General features: G+C 61.0%; 14 protein-coding genes. 5 read left to right on the forward strand and 9 right to left on the reverse strand.

Annotation, left to right across the window (positions count from 1 at the left end):
• Positions 1 to 151: 151 nt before the first annotated feature.
• A complete protein-coding gene (waaA, locus tag D8U61_RS12705; protein ID WP_130902886.1) occupies positions 152 to 1426 on the reverse strand; it encodes a lipid IV(A) 3-deoxy-D-manno-octulosonic acid transferase in 1275 nt (424 codons plus the stop codon).
• Between the two features lie 11 nt (positions 1427 to 1437).
• A complete protein-coding gene (locus D8U61_RS12710; protein WP_125926288.1) occupies positions 1438 to 2334 on the reverse strand; it encodes a LysR family transcriptional regulator in 897 nt (298 codons plus the stop codon).
• Positions 2335 to 2442: 108 nt separating this feature from the next.
• On the opposite strand from D8U61_RS12710, the gene D8U61_RS12715 reads away from it, so the two are divergent.
• From D8U61_RS12715 to D8U61_RS12730, 4 genes are all read left to right on the forward strand, one after another.
• The gene (locus D8U61_RS12715; RefSeq protein ID WP_016771980.1) at positions 2443 to 2775 is read left to right on the forward strand and encodes a multidrug efflux SMR transporter; all 333 of its coding nucleotides are present in this window, start codon (positions 2443 to 2445) and stop codon (positions 2773 to 2775) included.
• Positions 2776 to 2973: 198 nt separating this feature from the next.
• On the forward strand, positions 2974 to 4149 hold the full coding sequence (locus D8U61_RS12720) for an FAD-dependent oxidoreductase (RefSeq protein WP_125926289.1): 1176 nt from the start codon (positions 2974 to 2976) through the stop codon (positions 4147 to 4149).
• Positions 4146 to 4958 (forward strand): aldo/keto reductase, encoded by an 813-nt coding sequence (locus D8U61_RS12725; RefSeq protein WP_130927048.1) that lies wholly within the window; start codon positions 4146 to 4148, stop codon positions 4956 to 4958. The genes D8U61_RS12720 and D8U61_RS12725 overlap by 4 nt, the downstream gene beginning before the upstream one ends.
• Positions 4959 to 4990: 32 nt before the next feature.
• Positions 4991 to 5959, forward strand: coding sequence for a hypothetical protein (locus D8U61_RS12730; RefSeq protein ID WP_024011335.1), 969 nt, complete (start codon positions 4991 to 4993; stop codon positions 5957 to 5959).
• Positions 5960 to 6037: 78 nt separating this feature from the next.
• Here the strand turns inward: D8U61_RS12730 and hldE are convergent, their stop codons facing one another.
• The 3 genes from hldE to D8U61_RS12745 all read right to left on the reverse strand — a co-directional run bounded on the left by hldE (position 6038) and on the right by D8U61_RS12745 (position 10552).
• Positions 6038 to 7459, reverse strand: coding sequence for a bifunctional D-glycero-beta-D-manno-heptose-7-phosphate kinase/D-glycero-beta-D-manno-heptose 1-phosphate adenylyltransferase HldE (hldE, locus tag D8U61_RS12735; RefSeq protein WP_016771983.1), 1422 nt, complete (start codon positions 7457 to 7459; stop codon positions 6038 to 6040).
• 99 nt (positions 7460 to 7558) lie between these two features.
• Positions 7559 to 9364: a lipid A export permease/ATP-binding protein MsbA gene (gene msbA / locus D8U61_RS12740; RefSeq protein WP_016771984.1), complete on the reverse strand. Its 1806-nt coding sequence runs from the start codon at positions 9362 to 9364 to the stop codon at positions 7559 to 7561.
• Between the two features lie 15 nt (positions 9365 to 9379).
• Positions 9380 to 10552 (reverse strand): O-antigen ligase family protein, encoded by a 1173-nt coding sequence (locus tag D8U61_RS12745; protein ID WP_122611029.1) that lies wholly within the window; start codon positions 10550 to 10552, stop codon positions 9380 to 9382.
• Between the two features lie 111 nt (positions 10553 to 10663).
• Between D8U61_RS12745 and D8U61_RS12750 the strand changes: the two genes are divergently transcribed.
• A complete protein-coding gene (locus D8U61_RS12750; RefSeq protein WP_125926305.1) occupies positions 10664 to 11269 on the forward strand; it encodes a lipopolysaccharide kinase InaA family protein in 606 nt (201 codons plus the stop codon).
• Here D8U61_RS12750 and D8U61_RS12755 read toward each other — a convergent pair.
• The 4 genes from D8U61_RS12755 to D8U61_RS12770 all read right to left on the reverse strand — a co-directional run bounded on the left by D8U61_RS12755 (position 11264) and on the right by D8U61_RS12770 (position 15667).
• Positions 11264 to 12358, reverse strand: coding sequence for a glycosyltransferase (locus tag D8U61_RS12755; protein ID WP_125926291.1), 1095 nt, complete (start codon positions 12356 to 12358; stop codon positions 11264 to 11266). The two genes, D8U61_RS12750 and D8U61_RS12755, sit on opposite strands and share 6 nt — an antisense overlap.
• A 54-nt stretch (positions 12359 to 12412) precedes the next feature.
• Positions 12413 to 13174, reverse strand: coding sequence for a glycosyltransferase family 2 protein (locus tag D8U61_RS12760; protein ID WP_130902891.1), 762 nt, complete (start codon positions 13172 to 13174; stop codon positions 12413 to 12415).
• A 54-nt stretch (positions 13175 to 13228) separates the two neighbouring features.
• Complete coding sequence (locus D8U61_RS12765; RefSeq protein ID WP_130902892.1) at positions 13229 to 14185, reverse strand: glycosyltransferase; 957 nt, start codon at positions 14183 to 14185, stop codon at positions 13229 to 13231.
• Positions 14186 to 14266: 81 nt separating this feature from the next.
• Positions 14267 to 15667 carry a PIG-L family deacetylase gene (locus D8U61_RS12770; protein ID WP_130927054.1) on the reverse strand — a complete coding sequence of 467 codons (1401 nt, stop codon included), beginning with the start codon at positions 15665 to 15667 and terminating at the stop codon, positions 14267 to 14269.
• Position 15668 lies beyond the last annotated feature (1 nt).

Here is a 15668-nt window from a genome sequence, read left to right on the forward strand (position 1 = left end):
CCTGTGGTGAGGGGATTTATCCCCGTCCGGCTGCGCAGCAGTCGTAAATCCTGCTTGCCAGATCTAACTGAATCACCGTGTTGAATGGTTTTGGGGCTGCTTCGCAACCCAGCGGGGATGAATCCCCTCACCACAGTCATATTCCAGGCGACTATTGGATCAGCCGCGCCAAACCATCCAGCAGCCGCTGCAATGCGCCCTGATTGCGCCGCATCACCGCCAGCCCGGCCTCGGCCATGCGCTGCGCATCACGCGGCAGTTCGAACAAGCGCTGCACCTCGACTGCGAGGCCTTCAGCATCATCCACTTCGGCCAATGCCCCGGCTTCGCGCAGTTGCGCGGCGATGTCGAGGAAGTTGAACAGGTGTGGGCCGCTGAGTACCGGTTTCGCCAGCGCGGCGGGTTCGAGCAGGTTGTGCCCGCCATTCGGCACCAGACTGCCGCCGACAAATGCGCTGTCGGCCAGGGCATAGAGAAACAGCAACTCGCCCATGGTGTCGCCAAGCAGCACGCTCGTCTGCACATCGACATTGGCCCCGGTCGAGCGACGTACCGTGGCGAAACCTTCGCGCTGGCACAGCTCGAACACCGAATTGAAGCGCTCCGGATGACGCGGCACCAGAATCAATAATGCATCCGGATGATTGGCCAACAGGCGACGATGAGCGTCGAGCACCACTTCGTCTTCGCCTTCGTGAGTGCTCGCGGCGATCCACACGGGACGCTCCAGCGCCTGCCATTGGCTACGCAATTCGGTAGCACGCTGCAACAGTTGCGGGTCGATGGTCAGGTCGAACTTGATCGAACCGGTGACGTCAACGGCTTCCGAACGCGCGCCGAGATCGCGGAAGCGCTGGGCCTCGGCTTCGGTCTGCACCGCCAACAGGCTCATCTCGGCAAGCATAGGCGCGGTGAGTTTGCTGAAGCGGCCATAGCCTTTGGCGGAACGCTGCGACAACCGCCCATTGGCCAGCGCCACCGGAATTCCGCGCTTGGCACACTGATGAATGTGGTTGGGCCACAGCTCGGTTTCCATGATCACCGCAAGTTTCGGCTGCACGCGATCAAGAAAACGCGCCGCCGCACAAGGCAAGTCATACGGCAGATAGCAGTGTTGAATGCGCGCCTCGTTGGCGAACAGTGCCTGAATCCGCTCCGAACCGGTCGGGGTCATGCAGGTCACGGTGATCGGCAGCGCCGGATAGCGTTCCAGCAGCGCACGGATCATCGGCGCGGCGGCAATGCTTTCGCCCACCGATACCGCGTGCACCCAAATGCCACCGGGCTGCAAGGTCGGCATGCCAAGAGTAAAGCGCTCGCCAATGCGCTTGGCATACGCCGGCGCCTTGCGCGCGCGCAGCCACAGCCGAATCGCCACCAATGGCAGCCCCAGGTAAAACAGCGCGGTGTAGAGAGTTCTATTCATGGCGGCGGAGTTTATCGGCTTTTGTCGCCGATCGCCCGCAAGTGCACGGCAAAACGTTCCGCCAGCCAGCGCGCGGCCGGGCCGAGCGGTTCGTCGCGACGCCAGACCAGTTCCACCACCAACGCCGGCGGCGTCCATTCGCTATCGAGTTCAACCATTTGGCCCTGATACGCCGAGTACTGCACAACGTGGCGCGGCAACCACGCCCAGCCGAGATCGCGCACCAGCCATTCGGACATCACATAAAAACTGTCCGCGCGCCACACCTGCGGGCTGGCCGGCTCATTGCCGGGATAGACGCTGGTCTGCGTAGACATCAGCAATTGCCGGTGCTGCGCCAGTTGCTGGCAGGTCACGTAGGCCTGCTGCGCCAGCGGATGATTGACACCGCAGACCGTGACCATTTCCACTCGACCCAGCACGCGGCGCTCAAGGGCTTCGGGGATTTCATCGTGATAGAACAGCAGGCCGAGGTCGGCGCGACGTTCGACCAGTTTGCGCGCAACTTCACCTTGGGCGGCGCTGGTCAGTTGCACTTCCAGGCTGGGAAACTGCTCGGCCAGTTCACCGAAACTTTCCACCAGCGCCTGATACGGCATCGCCTCGTCCTGAGCCACTCGCAACTGCGCCTCCTGACCGCGCAGCATCGCCATGGCCCTGCCGTTGAGGCGCTCGCACTGGCGCAACACTTCCCGCGCCTCTTCCAGCAACGCCGCACCCGCCTCGGTGAGCATCGGCTGCCGACCGCTGCTGCGTTCGAACAGGCTCACGCCCAAATCCTCTTCGAGCATCGCAACAGCACTGCTGATTGCCGATTGCGCCTTACGTTGTCGACGTGCCACGGCGGAAAACGATCGCTGTTCTGCAACGTCGACAAATACCCGCAGCTGCTCGAGATTCCATTGCATGCTTGCTACCAACCCATCTTCAGAACAGATAGGTAATGACTTTACCCCATCTGAGCAGTCCCTAGAATGTCACCTCAGCAAGCAACGATTTATTTGAGGATCGAAACCATGAACGCCTACGTCTATCTGGCCATCGCCATCTGCGCCGAAGTGATCGCCACCGTTTCGATGAAAGCGGTCAAGGGCTTCAGCACGCCGCTGCCGTTGATTCTGGTGATTGTCGGCTATGGGATCGCATTCTGGATGCTGACGCTGGTGGTGCGCACCGTACCGGTGGGCGTTGCCTACGCGGTCTGGGCGGGGATGGGCATTGTCATGGTCAGCGTCGCCGCTCTGTTCATTTACGGGCAGAAGCTCGACGTACCAGCGATGCTGGGGATGGCGTTGATCGTGCTGGGGGTCGTTGTGATTCAGCTGTTTTCGAAAACTGCCGGGCACTGAGATCAACCCATTACTTGTGGGAGCGAGCCTGCTCGCGAAGGCATTGGGTCAGATACATCATGGTCATCTGACACTCCCCATTCGCGAGCAGGCTCGCTCCCACATCTGGATTTGCATTCGGCGCATTGATCATCGACAAATCCGCCCTTTTCCCGAGTCTGTATACTGCGCCCTCGTCTTGAACACTGAGGTCGCTGCATGCCATCCGTTATTTCCACCGACGTTCTGATTGTCGGCGCTGGTGTCGCCGGCCTCTGGCTGAATGCGCGCCTGCGCGGTCAGGGTTTTTCGACCGTGCTGGTGGAAAGCGCCAGCCTCGGTGGCGGGCAGAGTGTCAAATCCCAGGGCATCATCCATGGCGGCGCCAAGTACGCGCTGCACGGTGCGCTGACGGGCGCCTCGGAAGCCATCGCCGACATGCCGCGCCGCTGGCGCGAGGCGCTGGCCGGCACGGGCGAGCTGGATCTGTCCGGCGTGCGCCTGCTGTCCGAAGCGCATTACCTGTGGTCGCCGGGCACGCTGGCCGGCAACCTGACCAGTTTCTTCGCCAGCAAAGCCGTGCGTGGCCGGGTCGATCAGGTCAAGGGCGACGAGCTGCCGCTGGCCCTGCAAGACAAGCGCTTCAAGGGCAAAGTCTATCGCCTCGCCGAACTGGTGGTGGATGTCCCGAGCCTGATCCAGCGCCTGGCCGAGTTGGCCGGTGACGGTCTGCTCGCCGGGCAGGTCATCGAACCGCTGCTGGAAGCCGGCGTGCTGGTCGGCCTGAAAGTCGATGGGCGTGAGATCCGCGCCCAGCGCATCGTCCTCAGTGCTGGCGCCGGCACTGCCGAACTGCTCGAAGCGTTGGGCCTCAGTCGTCCGGCCATGCAGCGCCGACCACTGCACATGATCCTCGCCAAGGGCCCCGGCTTGAAACCGTTATACGCGCACTGCCTGGGCGGCGGCACCAAGCCGCGCATCACCGTGACCACGCACCCGGCCGCTGACGGCCAGTGGGTCTGGTACATGGGCGGCGACATCGCCGAAAGCGAAGGCGTGGCCCGCGAGCCGGCCGAACAGATCGCCACCGCGCAAAAGGAAATCGCCCAGCTGCTGCCGTGGATCGACCTCAGCACAACGCAATGGGCGACCCTGCGCGTCGATCGCGCCGAGCCGCTGCAAACCGGCCTGACCCGCCCGGACAACGCTTTCCTCGCCGAGGAAGGTCGCTTGCTCGTCGGCTGGCCGACCAAACTGGCACTGGCGCCGGACTTCGCCGACCGCGTTATCGCCTCGCTGCAACGCGACGGCATCCAGCCGCAGGTGACTGAACCGCTGCCGCCGCTGCCGAAACCGCCGCTCGGTGTACCCGCGTGGGAGCAACTGCTGCCATGAGCATCGCCACTCTGCACGAACTGCATCGCCCGCTGGGCAGCACCGGCCTGTCGGTGTCGCCGCTGGGTCTGGGCACAGTCAAACTCGGCCGCGATCAAGGGGTGAAATACCCCAACGGCTTTCAGATTCCCGGCGACGACGAGGCGCGCCTGCTGCTGCGCCAGGCGCGGGATCTGGGCATCAACCTGATCGACACCGCACCGGCCTATGGTCGCAGCGAAGAACGCCTCGGCCCGCTGCTACGCGGCCAGCGACAGGATTGGGTGATTGTCAGCAAGGTCGGCGAAGAGTTTGCCGATGGCGTGTCGCGCCACGACTTCAGCGCTACGCACACGCGAATGTCGGTCGAGCGCAGCCTGCAACGTCTGGAAACGGATTTCATCGATCTGGTCCTCGTGCACTCGGACGGCAACGACATGGCCATCCTTGAGCACGAAGAGGTCTACGCCACCCTCGCGGCGCTGAAGGCCGAGGGCAAGATTCGCGGCTTCGGTTTTTCCGGGAAAACCGTCGAAGGTGGGCTGAAAGCGCTGGAGCAAGGCGACTGCGCGATGGTCACCTACAATCTGAACGAACAAAACGAAAAGGCGGTCATTGACTATGCTGCTGCCCACGGCAAAGCCATTCTGGTGAAAAAAGCCTTGGCCAGCGGTCATGTCTGTCTGAGTCCGGGAGTCGATCCGGTGCGCGCCAGCTTCGAGTTGCTGTTCACTCATCCCGGCGTTGCCAGTGCTATTGTCGGCACAATCAATCCGCTGCACCTCGCCCATAACGTAGCGACCGTTGCCCAGGTCCTGCGTAGTCACTGACGCCGCCCCGCGGCCTTAAGCCAGGAGCCGATATGCCGCGCACGCTCATCCGCAAGAACCCGAGCAACTTCAAGACGCTGCCGCTGTTCGTCGAAGCCACGCCCGAAGGCCTGAGCTACCAGAGCGTCGGCATGCCGCTGAACTTCGCCCAGACCCTGCAACGGCGCAAACCGGTCAGCGTTGCAGACAGCGAACGCTTTGCCCTGGAGCTGGCCAACCTCGGCGTGTCCGTGCGCCTGACCCTGCATTGGCAGAATCGCGATTACTGGGTGCTGGTGCGCCAGCGTCGCCAGGATCGCGGCGACGTGGTACTGAAGCTGATTTCCGGCTACGTGCCGGCCCACGAATTGAATATTCCGCTGCACACAGCAATTCAGGAAATTGCCGAAGAGTGCCTGCTGGAAACCCCGGAAGGCTGGCTCGGTGGGCGTTTCAATGACACCTGGTTGCCGGCGCCCTACTCCGCTGCGCTGCATTACCGCGAAGCGCTGCCGTTTCGCCTGACACCGCTCTCCGGTTCAGCACGGCCGGTGCGCTGCGCCAACCTGCAATTGCTGGAGCGGCCACGGGCCTACGTGCATTTGCCGACGGCGTCATTGCAATTGATCTATGACCTGCGCCTGGACGTACCCAAAGAGGCGAAGTCCTTGAGCCTGTTTCATGTCGACGAGCGCCTGGAAGGTGATCAACTGGTGGCGCGGCTCGATCGCAAACGGCCTGACCTGTATTTGATGCCATTGCACGACGGTCAGCCGCTGCCTGAGTTGTATACCCTGAAAAAGGATCAGCTGTATCCGGCGAGTACGCGCGGTCTGTATCTGGCTGAAAGCTTTGCCCGCCAGGATGGCTGGCTGGTGCGCGATGAGCGGATTCGCTGGAAGGACTGGTTGCGCCAACAGGGCCTGACGCCAGCGGAGAAGGCCACTGGACTGGCCCGCCTGCGCGGCAAGGCCAGGCAGTTGCTGAAGAAAATCGTACCGCGCAAGAAAGTGAATTCCTGAAAAGCAAAAAGATCGCAGCCTGCGCCAGCGCCTGAACAGAATTGTGCAGGCGCTGGCGCAGGCTGCGATCTCTTGAGCTTATTGGCCGCGGATCTTTTCCACGATTGCTGTGGTCGAGCTGTTTTCCACCAGCCCCAGCACTTTCACCGTGCCGCCGTAGGCGGTGACGATATCGGCGCCGACTACCTGATCGATGCCGTAATCGCCACCCTTGACCAACACATCCGGCTTGACCTCGCGCAGCAGGTTTTCCGGCGTGCCTTCAGAGAAGCTGATCACCCAGTCCACCGCGCCGAGACCGGCGAGTACCGCCATGCGTCGGTCAACGCTGTTGATCGGCCGGCCTGGGCCTTTCAGGCGGCTGACCGAGGCGTCATCGTTGACCGCGACGATCAGACGATCGCCTTGAGCGCGGGCCTGCTCCAGATAGGTCACGTGGCCGGCATGGAGGATGTCGAAGCAGCCATTGGTGAAGACAATCCGCTCGTTGTGCGCACGGGCATCGTCAACCGCCAGCAGTAGTTGCTCAAGACCCAGCACACCTCGCTCCGAACCTTCTTCGCGCTGAATGGCGCGGCGCAGCTCCGGGGCGCTGATCGCTGCTGTACCGAGCTTGCCGACGACGATACCTGCTGCCAGATTGGCCAGCGCCACGGCGTGCGGCAGTTCTTCGCCAGCGGCAATGGCTGCCGCCAATGTCGAAATCACCGTATCGCCGGCACCGGTCACGTCGAACACTTCGCGGGCGCGGGCCGGCAGGTGCAACGCCGGATGATCCGGGCGCAACAAGGTCATGCCGTGTTCGCCGCGGGTCACCAGCAGTGCGCCAAGGTCGAGGTCCTGCATCAGGACGGCACCCTTGCTCACCAGTTCGTGCTCATCGGCGCAACCACCGACGATGGTTTCGAACTCGCTGAGGTTCGGCGTGATCAGGCTGGCACCGCGGTAGATCGAAAAATCCTTGCCCTTGGGATCGGCCAGCACCGGAATGCCTTTGGCACGGGCGGCCTGGATCAGCGTCTGATGATTCTTCAGCGCACCTTTGCCGTAATCCGACAGCACCAGCACCTTGATGCCTTCCAGCAGTTCGTCGACCTGCGCGGCCAGTGCCAGCGCATCGGTGGCGAACACCTCTTCGAAATCGATACGCAGCAGTTGCTGATGCCGGCTCATGACCCGCAGCTTGACGATGGTCGGCTGGTGCGCGATGCGCTGGAACAAGGCGCGCACGCCGGCGCCCTTGAGACTGTTGCTCAGGCTGTCGGCGGCTTCGTCATCGCCGGTCACGCCCACCAGTGATGCCGGTGCACCCAGCGCGGCAATGTTGAGCGCCACGTTGGCGGCACCGCCCGGGCGATCTTCGATCTGCTCGACCTTGACCACCGGCACCGGTGCCTCAGGGGAAATCCGTGAGGTTCCGCCATGCCAGTAACGGTCGAGCATGACATCGCCGACCACCAAGACAGGGGCTTGATCGAATCGCGGCATCGACAATTTCATGGAGCAACCCACATACAAAATGAACAGGGGCGCGATATTAACAGGATCGCGCGCACCGGGAATACACGAGGGTGAGGCTGGCTCACCCTGGTCCGCAGATCAGGCAATGTCTTCGGCCGGAGCATCCAGCCCCATCGCATGCAACCGCGCGTAATAGCCATTGTGAGCAAGCAATTGGGCATGAGTGCCGCGTTCGACGATCTCGCCCTGATCCATGACGAGGATCAGATCGGCCTTCTCGATGGTCGACAAACGGTGGGCAATGACCAGCGTGGTGCGGCCTTTCATGACATGGTCGAGTGCTGCCTGAATGTGCCGCTCGGACTCGGTATCAAGGGCCGAAGTCGCTTCGTCGAGGATCAGCAGCGGGGCGTTTTTCAACAGCGCCCGGGCAATCGCCAGACGCTGACGCTGGCCACCAGACAACAACACACCGTTCTCGCCCACCTGGGTATCCAGGCCTTGAGGCATCTGCGCGATGAAGTCCATGGCAAATGCATCCCTGGCGGCTTTCTCGATATCTTCGCGAGGCGCGCCTGCAAGATCGCCGTAAGCGATGTTGTTGGCGATGGTGTCGTTGAACAGCGTCACGTGCTGGGTCACTTGCGCTACATGGCGGCGCAGATTGCGCAGGCGATAATCTTCGATCTCGACATCATCGAGCAGAATTTCGCCGGTCTCGTGGTGATAGAAGCGCGGAATGAGACTGGCCAGCGTCGATTTGCCGCTGCCGGAACGCCCGACCAGTGCGATCATCTGACCTGGTGACGCGGTGAAGCTGATGTTTTTCAGCACTTCCCGTTCGGTGCCCGGGTAAGTGAAGCTGAGGTTGTTCACCGCCAGGTGGCCACTGACCCGATCACGCTCGATCGTGCCGGTATCGATTTCCGGTTCAACGTCGAGTTGCTCGAAAATGCTTTCAGCACCGGCCACGCCTTTCTGAATGGTCGAGCTGACTTCGGACAATTGCCGGATCGGCTTCGGCAGCAAACCTGCTGCCGTGATGTACGCGACCAGATCACCGGCCGTTGCATCACCGCGCAGGAACAACACCAGGAACATCAGCACGGCCATGGCGGTGTAGATCACCAGCTGCAGCATCGGCGTATACACGGCGCCAGTCTTGGTCATGCGCAACTGTTTGTCGGTGTTGCTCTGACTGGCCGCCGCAAAACGCTGCTGCTCATAAGCCTCGCCACCAAAACTGCGCACGACGCGATAGCCTTGAATGGTTTCGGAGGCGACATGGGTGACATCGCCCATTGCCACTTGAATCTTCTTGCTCTGCTTGCGGAATTTCTTGCTGGTGTTGCCGACCATGAACGCGATCACAGGCAGGATCGCCAGCATCACCAAGGTCAGCTTCCAGTTCATCCAGAGCAGATAGGCGAACAGGAAAACCACGGTCAGGCCTTCGCGGATCACCACTTTGATGGCATCGGTGGCGGCGCCGGTGACCATGGTCACGTTGAAGGTGATGCGCGAGATCAGATGACCCGAGTTGTGGGTATCGAAATAGCGGTTGGGCAGTACCAACAGTTTGTTGAACAATTCGATACGCAGGTCATGCACCAGCCCCAACGAAACCCTCGCCAGGTAATAGTTGCCGAGAAACGAGCCAAGGCCCTGCCACGCTGCGATCAAAATGATCAGCAACGGCACAGCCATCAACAGCTGCACGTCTCGCAGATAAGGCACATTGGGGAAGAGCACCGCTTCGGGATTGCTCAGGCCATCGACAAAATACTTGAGAATCCCGGCCAGCATCGGTTGCGTGGAAGCAAAGATCACGAAGCCCACGATACTCAGCAGGAAAAGACCGATATAGGGTTTTACGTACCCCAACAGCCGAAAGTAGATTTTCAGGCTGGATTCCTGTTCCGCTTTGGGCGGTGCGTCAGTCATCGTAGAGCTCACTGGTTAAGAAGAACGCGAAATTTTATCACAAGCGCCGCCATTGGCCCGCGCCCATACCAAAACGCTGGCAAGCCCCAACGGCAGCCAGCTGATGAACCACTCGGCGCGCGGGGTGCCGGTGAGGCTGGCAGCGTCGAACTGCATCGCCAGTGTCGAGAACAGCCAGATACCGATAACACCGCGGGCATACAGCGTTTCCCGAACTTTCCACGCCTGGAAAATCACGCCGAACCAGACGGCAGACCATAACAGCAGTCCCGGCAGACCCAGCACGATCGCGACATGGGTGAACAGGTTGTGGGCGTGATCGAAGGTCATTCCAGACCAGAGCACCCGATAGTCCCCACCCAGACCCAGCCCGCCCCAGGGGTGCTTGGCGATCATATCCAGAGAAGCCATCAGAATCTGCGGACGATACGAGACCCCGCGCGCCAGCACCAACGGCTCGAACAGCCACAGCGCCGCAATCGCCACCACCAGTGCCACGGCTGCGACGATTCGGCTGTGGCGGTCACGGCACCAGATCGGCATGGCCAGGATGGTCAGAAACAGCGCCAACGCCGCACCGCGGCTCTGACTCATCAGGACAAAAACAACCAGCACCGTCAACGCCAGCGCCCAGATCCCTTGCCGCATCAAATCACGCGGCGCCCACAGGGCCAGCCACACGGCCGCGAGGCCGATGACATAGCCGCCGAGGATCGGATGCGCCAGTTCACCCAGACCTTCCACCCGCGCAGACCAGGCGTTGCCGTCAATGACGTAGAACCTGACAATCGCCACCAGCGCCGTCACCGCCAATCCCAGCCCGCCCCACTGCATCAGGCGAATCAACCGCTCGGGGCGTCCGCTGGCAAACACCGGAAAAAACAGCAGGAACACCACGATGTACAACAGACGCTTGGCCTCGCGACCCGTTTCCGGTGCGTTTGTCCATGCCAGACTGATCAGCGACCAGACCAGCAATCCGAGCAACGGCAGGTAGATCCAGCGTTGCTCGTAAAGCACTTCCCTGACGCGGTGCCGCGCAGACCAGCCCAGCACTAGCGCCGGCAACCAGACGAGAGCGACCAGCCCCTGCTGGTAAACCTTGTTGGTGGGCGCTAAGGCAATGGCCAGTAAAAACCACAAGAGCCCCGTCGCCATCCATAGTTGCGCCCAGCGTGTTTCCTGCATCAATCTGCTCCTGACAAGGGTTCGCCCATGCGACGCGGCATGGTTAAAATCGAAACTTTTCGGCATCATTGCCCGCTACTACACCCCGCACTTTCGACAAGGCTTCCTACGATGCGATGCTCCCGGCTCTCCCAAGCCGCTCTAGACCAAATGATCGACGCTGCCAAAGTGCTGGAAGCGGACAGCTACGGGCCGAAAGTCTACCTGCTGCAAGATGGAAAAATTCTCAAACTGTTCCGTCGCAAGCGGTTTTTTTCATCCGCTCTGCTGCGCCCCTATTCGAAGCGGTTCATCGACAATGCCGTCGAGCTGCAAAAACTCGGCGTACCGACCTTGCAGATCCTCAAGTTCTTTCGCCTTGAAAAACCAGGCATGACCGCCGTGCTGTATGAGCCTCTGCCAGGGCAGACGCTGCGTCAGATCGCCAGCAAACAAGGGTTCGAGTGGAAGCAGGCTTTGCCGGACCTCGCCGCCCTGATACGCAGCCTGCATCGTTCGGGCATCTATTTCCGCTCCCTGCATCTTGGCAACATCGTGGTCACGCCAGACAACCGCATGGGCCTGATCGATGTCGCCGACATGCGCTTCACCCGCGGACCGTTGCCTAAGCGCTTGATCAAACGCAACCTGCAACATTTCGCCCGCTATATTGCGCGCGAAAAGCTGAACGACAGCTTTCCGATGCAGGCACTTGAGCGCGCGGTCTTGTCGTCATGAAAACAATGCGCGGGCAGCCTGGCTGAAGCTCGACCAGGCCCCGTCCGGTGCAAGCATCCGGTACTGCTCGGCATTGATCGCTTGAGATGAGGCATTGAAGGCGCGGTCGATGGCCTCGGCCCAGGCTTTCGTGTCATTGACCGGCGCATACCAGCCGGCGCTGCCCAGCTGTTCGCTGAACACCTCCAGATCGCTGCACAGCACCGGTACGCCGGCCATCACCGCTTCCTGCATGACCAGACCCAGGCCCTCTTCCAGCGAAGGGATGGCCACCCAGTCGAACGCACGATAAAGCTGCGCTGCTTCGTTCAGATGGCCGGTCAGCAAGACCTTCTCCTGTAAGCCAAGCGCGTCGATGCGCTGCTCCAGCGCCGCGCGTTTGGAGCCTTCGCCAACAATGACCAGGCGCAAGTCCGGGCGGGTGTCGAGTGCTGCGGCAAAGGCATCCAGCAGATAGCCGAAACCCTTCTCGGAGACCAGCCGCCCTACCGCGCCCAATACTGGCGTATCGCCTTGCGGCAAACCCAGCCGTGTCCGGGCTTGCTCGCGGGTGAACAGGTCAGCGCGAAACGCCTCAGGATCGAACGCACTTCGCAGCGCGGTGACAGGCATCTGCAGATCGCGGGCCAGTGAATCGGCAAGGGTGCTGGAGACGGCAACCAATGTCAGTCGGGACGCAGGGATTGCCTGGAATAGAGCCTGGTCGCCGGCATTCAAACGCGCCGAACCGTGGAAGATCACTACCGCGCGGATATGCGGCAGTTTCTTGAGGACCGGTAACAACGTGCGTGCGACACCCATGCCGTCCAGCAGCAGCAATCGAGCGTCACTGTCCACGAGCGCCTGGCGAAACCTCGCCCGCATCACGGGTTTGGCCAAACGCCAGAAATGCCGGCCCTTCAGGCGGGCTGACGATAACCGCCACTCCCGGACCTCACCGACATCCACGCCGCACTCGGCTCCCTGCCCCTGGAGGAGCCAGGTTTTGACCACCGCCGACGGCGCAGCCTGAGAGAGTATCTGCTGATGCACTTTATGGATTGATGCGAACGGAGCGCCACCGGCCCACATGATATTGAGAATATTCATAGGGCAGAAAGCCGTTGCACGGATTTGCGGGGACAAGCTGCGCGGTACTCGAACTCAGTTGATGAACCAGCCAATGCAGACTCCCAGCAACAGAAACAAGGCAAATTTGATCTGTTCGCGGCGATTGCGGCGCGCTTTGCGTTCACGCTCGACATCCGTTTGCACATGCAGACCGAAACCGGTGTGCATGACCGCGTCTGCCTCGAGTATCAAGGCGTCCCTGTTCAGTTGTGAGTAGCGCTGTGACAAGGCCTTCTCGCCACCATGGCCGGCGAAAGGCGCACACAACCGATAGTCCTCAAGTCGACGCAACCCAGGGTTCAGCGAGAACCCCTGCCACTCCGGCTTGTCGGAAATCAGCGGATAACACGCAACGCCATCGACAATCTCGCGCGCGCCCAAATGGATGTAAGGACTGTGAACCCGCAGATCGTGATTATAGCTGCGCAACCAGATCTGCAGAATTTCCGGCCGGGCCTGCAGAACGGTCATCGAGTCTTCGACGAACCCTGGACGGTAGAACTCCCAGTCGTCTTCGCAATGAAAGATATAGGGTGTGCTGACCTGCCCGTAGGCCAGGTCGATCGATGCCAACTGGCCCAGCTTCGGACGATTGACGAAGACCGTGCAATGCTCTTTCCAGTGAGCAGGCAGAATCCCGGCAACGCCTTCGTCGCCGGCATCTTCGGTGATGAACACTTCACGAATGGGTGCCGTGTTGTACCGGTCGAAGCTATCGAGAGTGGCCTTGAGCAGATCGAGTCGACCGCAGCTGGTAACCACCAATGTAATCTGGCTTTCTTTGGAAAATTGCACCGAAATCTCGTTAATCAGAAGTCGCCAGCAATATCACTGGCTATATGACACTTGTCAAATGCCCACTTTCAGGCGGATTTTTTCCAGCAGACTCAGCGGCGCCCGCTCACGCAGCGGTGGCTCAAGTTCTTCAACGATGCGCTGACCGATCCGCGCGAAGCTGAACTGCTCCACCGCCAGTTCGCGACCGTTGTCAGCGATGCGTTGCGCCAGTTGCGGATCCTCGCGCAGCGTGGCCAGCTTTTCCTGCAACTGCGCGATCGTCTGATAGAACACCACGTTGTGCATGTCCTGCAAACCCAGCGCCGCAGCTTCGGCGGCGCCTTGATCATAGGCCAGCAGGACGCAGCCGCAAGCCATGGCTTCGAAGTTCTTGATCATGAACTCGCCCATGCCCACGTCCGCGCTGACAAAAAAGCGGATACGGTTGAGCGTTTCCAGGTATTCAGCCCCGGACTTGGTCCGCGTCACCAGCAGCGGCTCGACCTGGCCCAATTCATCCAGCAGTGCCTTGCGGCCGCTGTAGGCCACACTGTTGGTACTGCCGACGAAGGCAAGTTCGATATCCCGCTCGCGCCCCAGGTCCTGCAATTGCGTCTGATCGTAGCCCTTGGGCACGAACACGGCGTCGAAGCCCTCCGAGCGCAGGCGCTCGGCCACCACGAAACCGGAACTGATCACGCGTGCCCACGGCAAACGCCGATAGTGCGCACTGAACTTGCCGGTGTACTTGCAGGGGATGTAATTCTGATAGGCGTCGTGCTCCAGAATCACCAGATTGGGGATGGTGCGAATAAATCCGACCTGCCGGATCTCCTGCTTGAAGCGCAGGAAAAACACGATGCGGTCATAGCGGGAAACGTCTACTTCGCGGCGAAAGTATCGACGCAGATTGCGCTGCTCGTCACCGCTCAACCAGCGCAGATCGCACTCACAATGGGCGGCGACACCCTCGTACAACCGATCGAGAATGGCCCGTTGATCTTTCTGCACCAGAAATAGAACTTTCATTGTCTTCCTTGCCGCAACAGCAACCCGAGCAAACCTGAACATGCCCGCCCGCAAGAAAGTCTTGCGCGGGCGCCTGTGTCGTTACAAACGCCAGAACAGTTCATGTCGCCGAACCGCCTTGCGGAAAAATTCGTTTTCGCCATAAGGCGAACCGGAGCGTCCAGCCAGCAATCGCTGCAAGCTGCGACGCAAGCGACGCTTGAACGGCGCAGGCGGCTGCAAGTCATGCATCATGCCCAGGGCCATGGCTTTGTCACGCTGCTGCTCTGCGGACAACGCCAGACATACAGGCTGCACCGGCACGCCAGCATCAAAGGCTGGCGGCAGAGCCACGCCATCCCCACTATTACCCATCGGCCACCGGTCGTTATCGTGCAGGTGGTTGGCATAACCGAGCAGTGTCGGCTGCCAGTCCAGACCTTTCAACACTTCAAGCACAGCCTGCTGCGCGCAGATGTGGTCAGGATGCGGGTCGAGCGCCGGATGCGGCAGCACGATGACGTCCGGACGAGCGCGCAGCATCGTTTCGCGCAGATCGGCCAGCAGATTGTTCCAGGTCGGCGCGCCATCGGCGTCCCCCGGGAGCACAAATGGATTGAATTGACGGAACAGGCGGGTATCGCTCAAGTCCGCTTCGCGCGAGCCCACAGGTAGATCCGGCCTGTCACGCATCGCGGCCAGTTGCAGGCAGAAATACCCGAACTGCACGCAGCGTTCCTGGGGGACACCGGCCCATTGCGGCACGGTGAGGCTGTCCCAGGCGCGCAAACGTCCCTTCAGCCGCGCGGCTTCGACCTTGCTCATGCCCATCTGCTGATAGTGTTCGGCCTCGATTTCACCAGCAGTCAGGGTAACGATCCAGGCTTCATCGGCCTGACTGTACAAGCCGAACGCCGCCAGCTCCGCATCATCCGCGTGAGGGGCAATGACCATGACCCGCTGGCGACGATAATCAGCGTGTTCCAGCGCCCACAGCACAGGCTCGCCCGACACTCGACAGAAACGGCCGCGCAGACGCAATACTCCTTCGGACAATGCTTGCGCCTGACCGCTGAGGTTGAGGTAGCGCAGGCCGCCGACACCGCGCTCAAAGGTTTGCACGTCAGGATTGGCGCCGCCCGACAACGCGATACAAGGATCGAGAAAGCGCCCCAGCCATGTGCTTCTGACCTGCACCGCCAGGATCAGCGTAGCGTCATCGGCCAGCATCACACCTTCATCCAGACGCAACTGCTCGCCGTGCAGATGAACCTTCGGCTGCGGCGTATAGGGCGGGATGCTGTATTGGTAATCGTCGCCGGGCGCGTAGAACAGATGATCGGCAAACCACGCTTCATGGGCGATCCAGCCGCCAATCAGCAACACCGGCGCCAGCCACCAGACGACCAGCACGCTCAGCGCGATGATGGCGGCCAGCGCGACCAACATAGCCACGCGCTTGTTGCGTCGATGGCGCTTGAGCAATTGCTGTTTGCGGCTCATG

The organism is Pseudomonas sp. Sample_14, assembly GCF_004307515.1.
Lineage (GTDB): Bacteria > Pseudomonadota > Gammaproteobacteria > Pseudomonadales > Pseudomonadaceae > Aquipseudomonas > Aquipseudomonas atacamensis.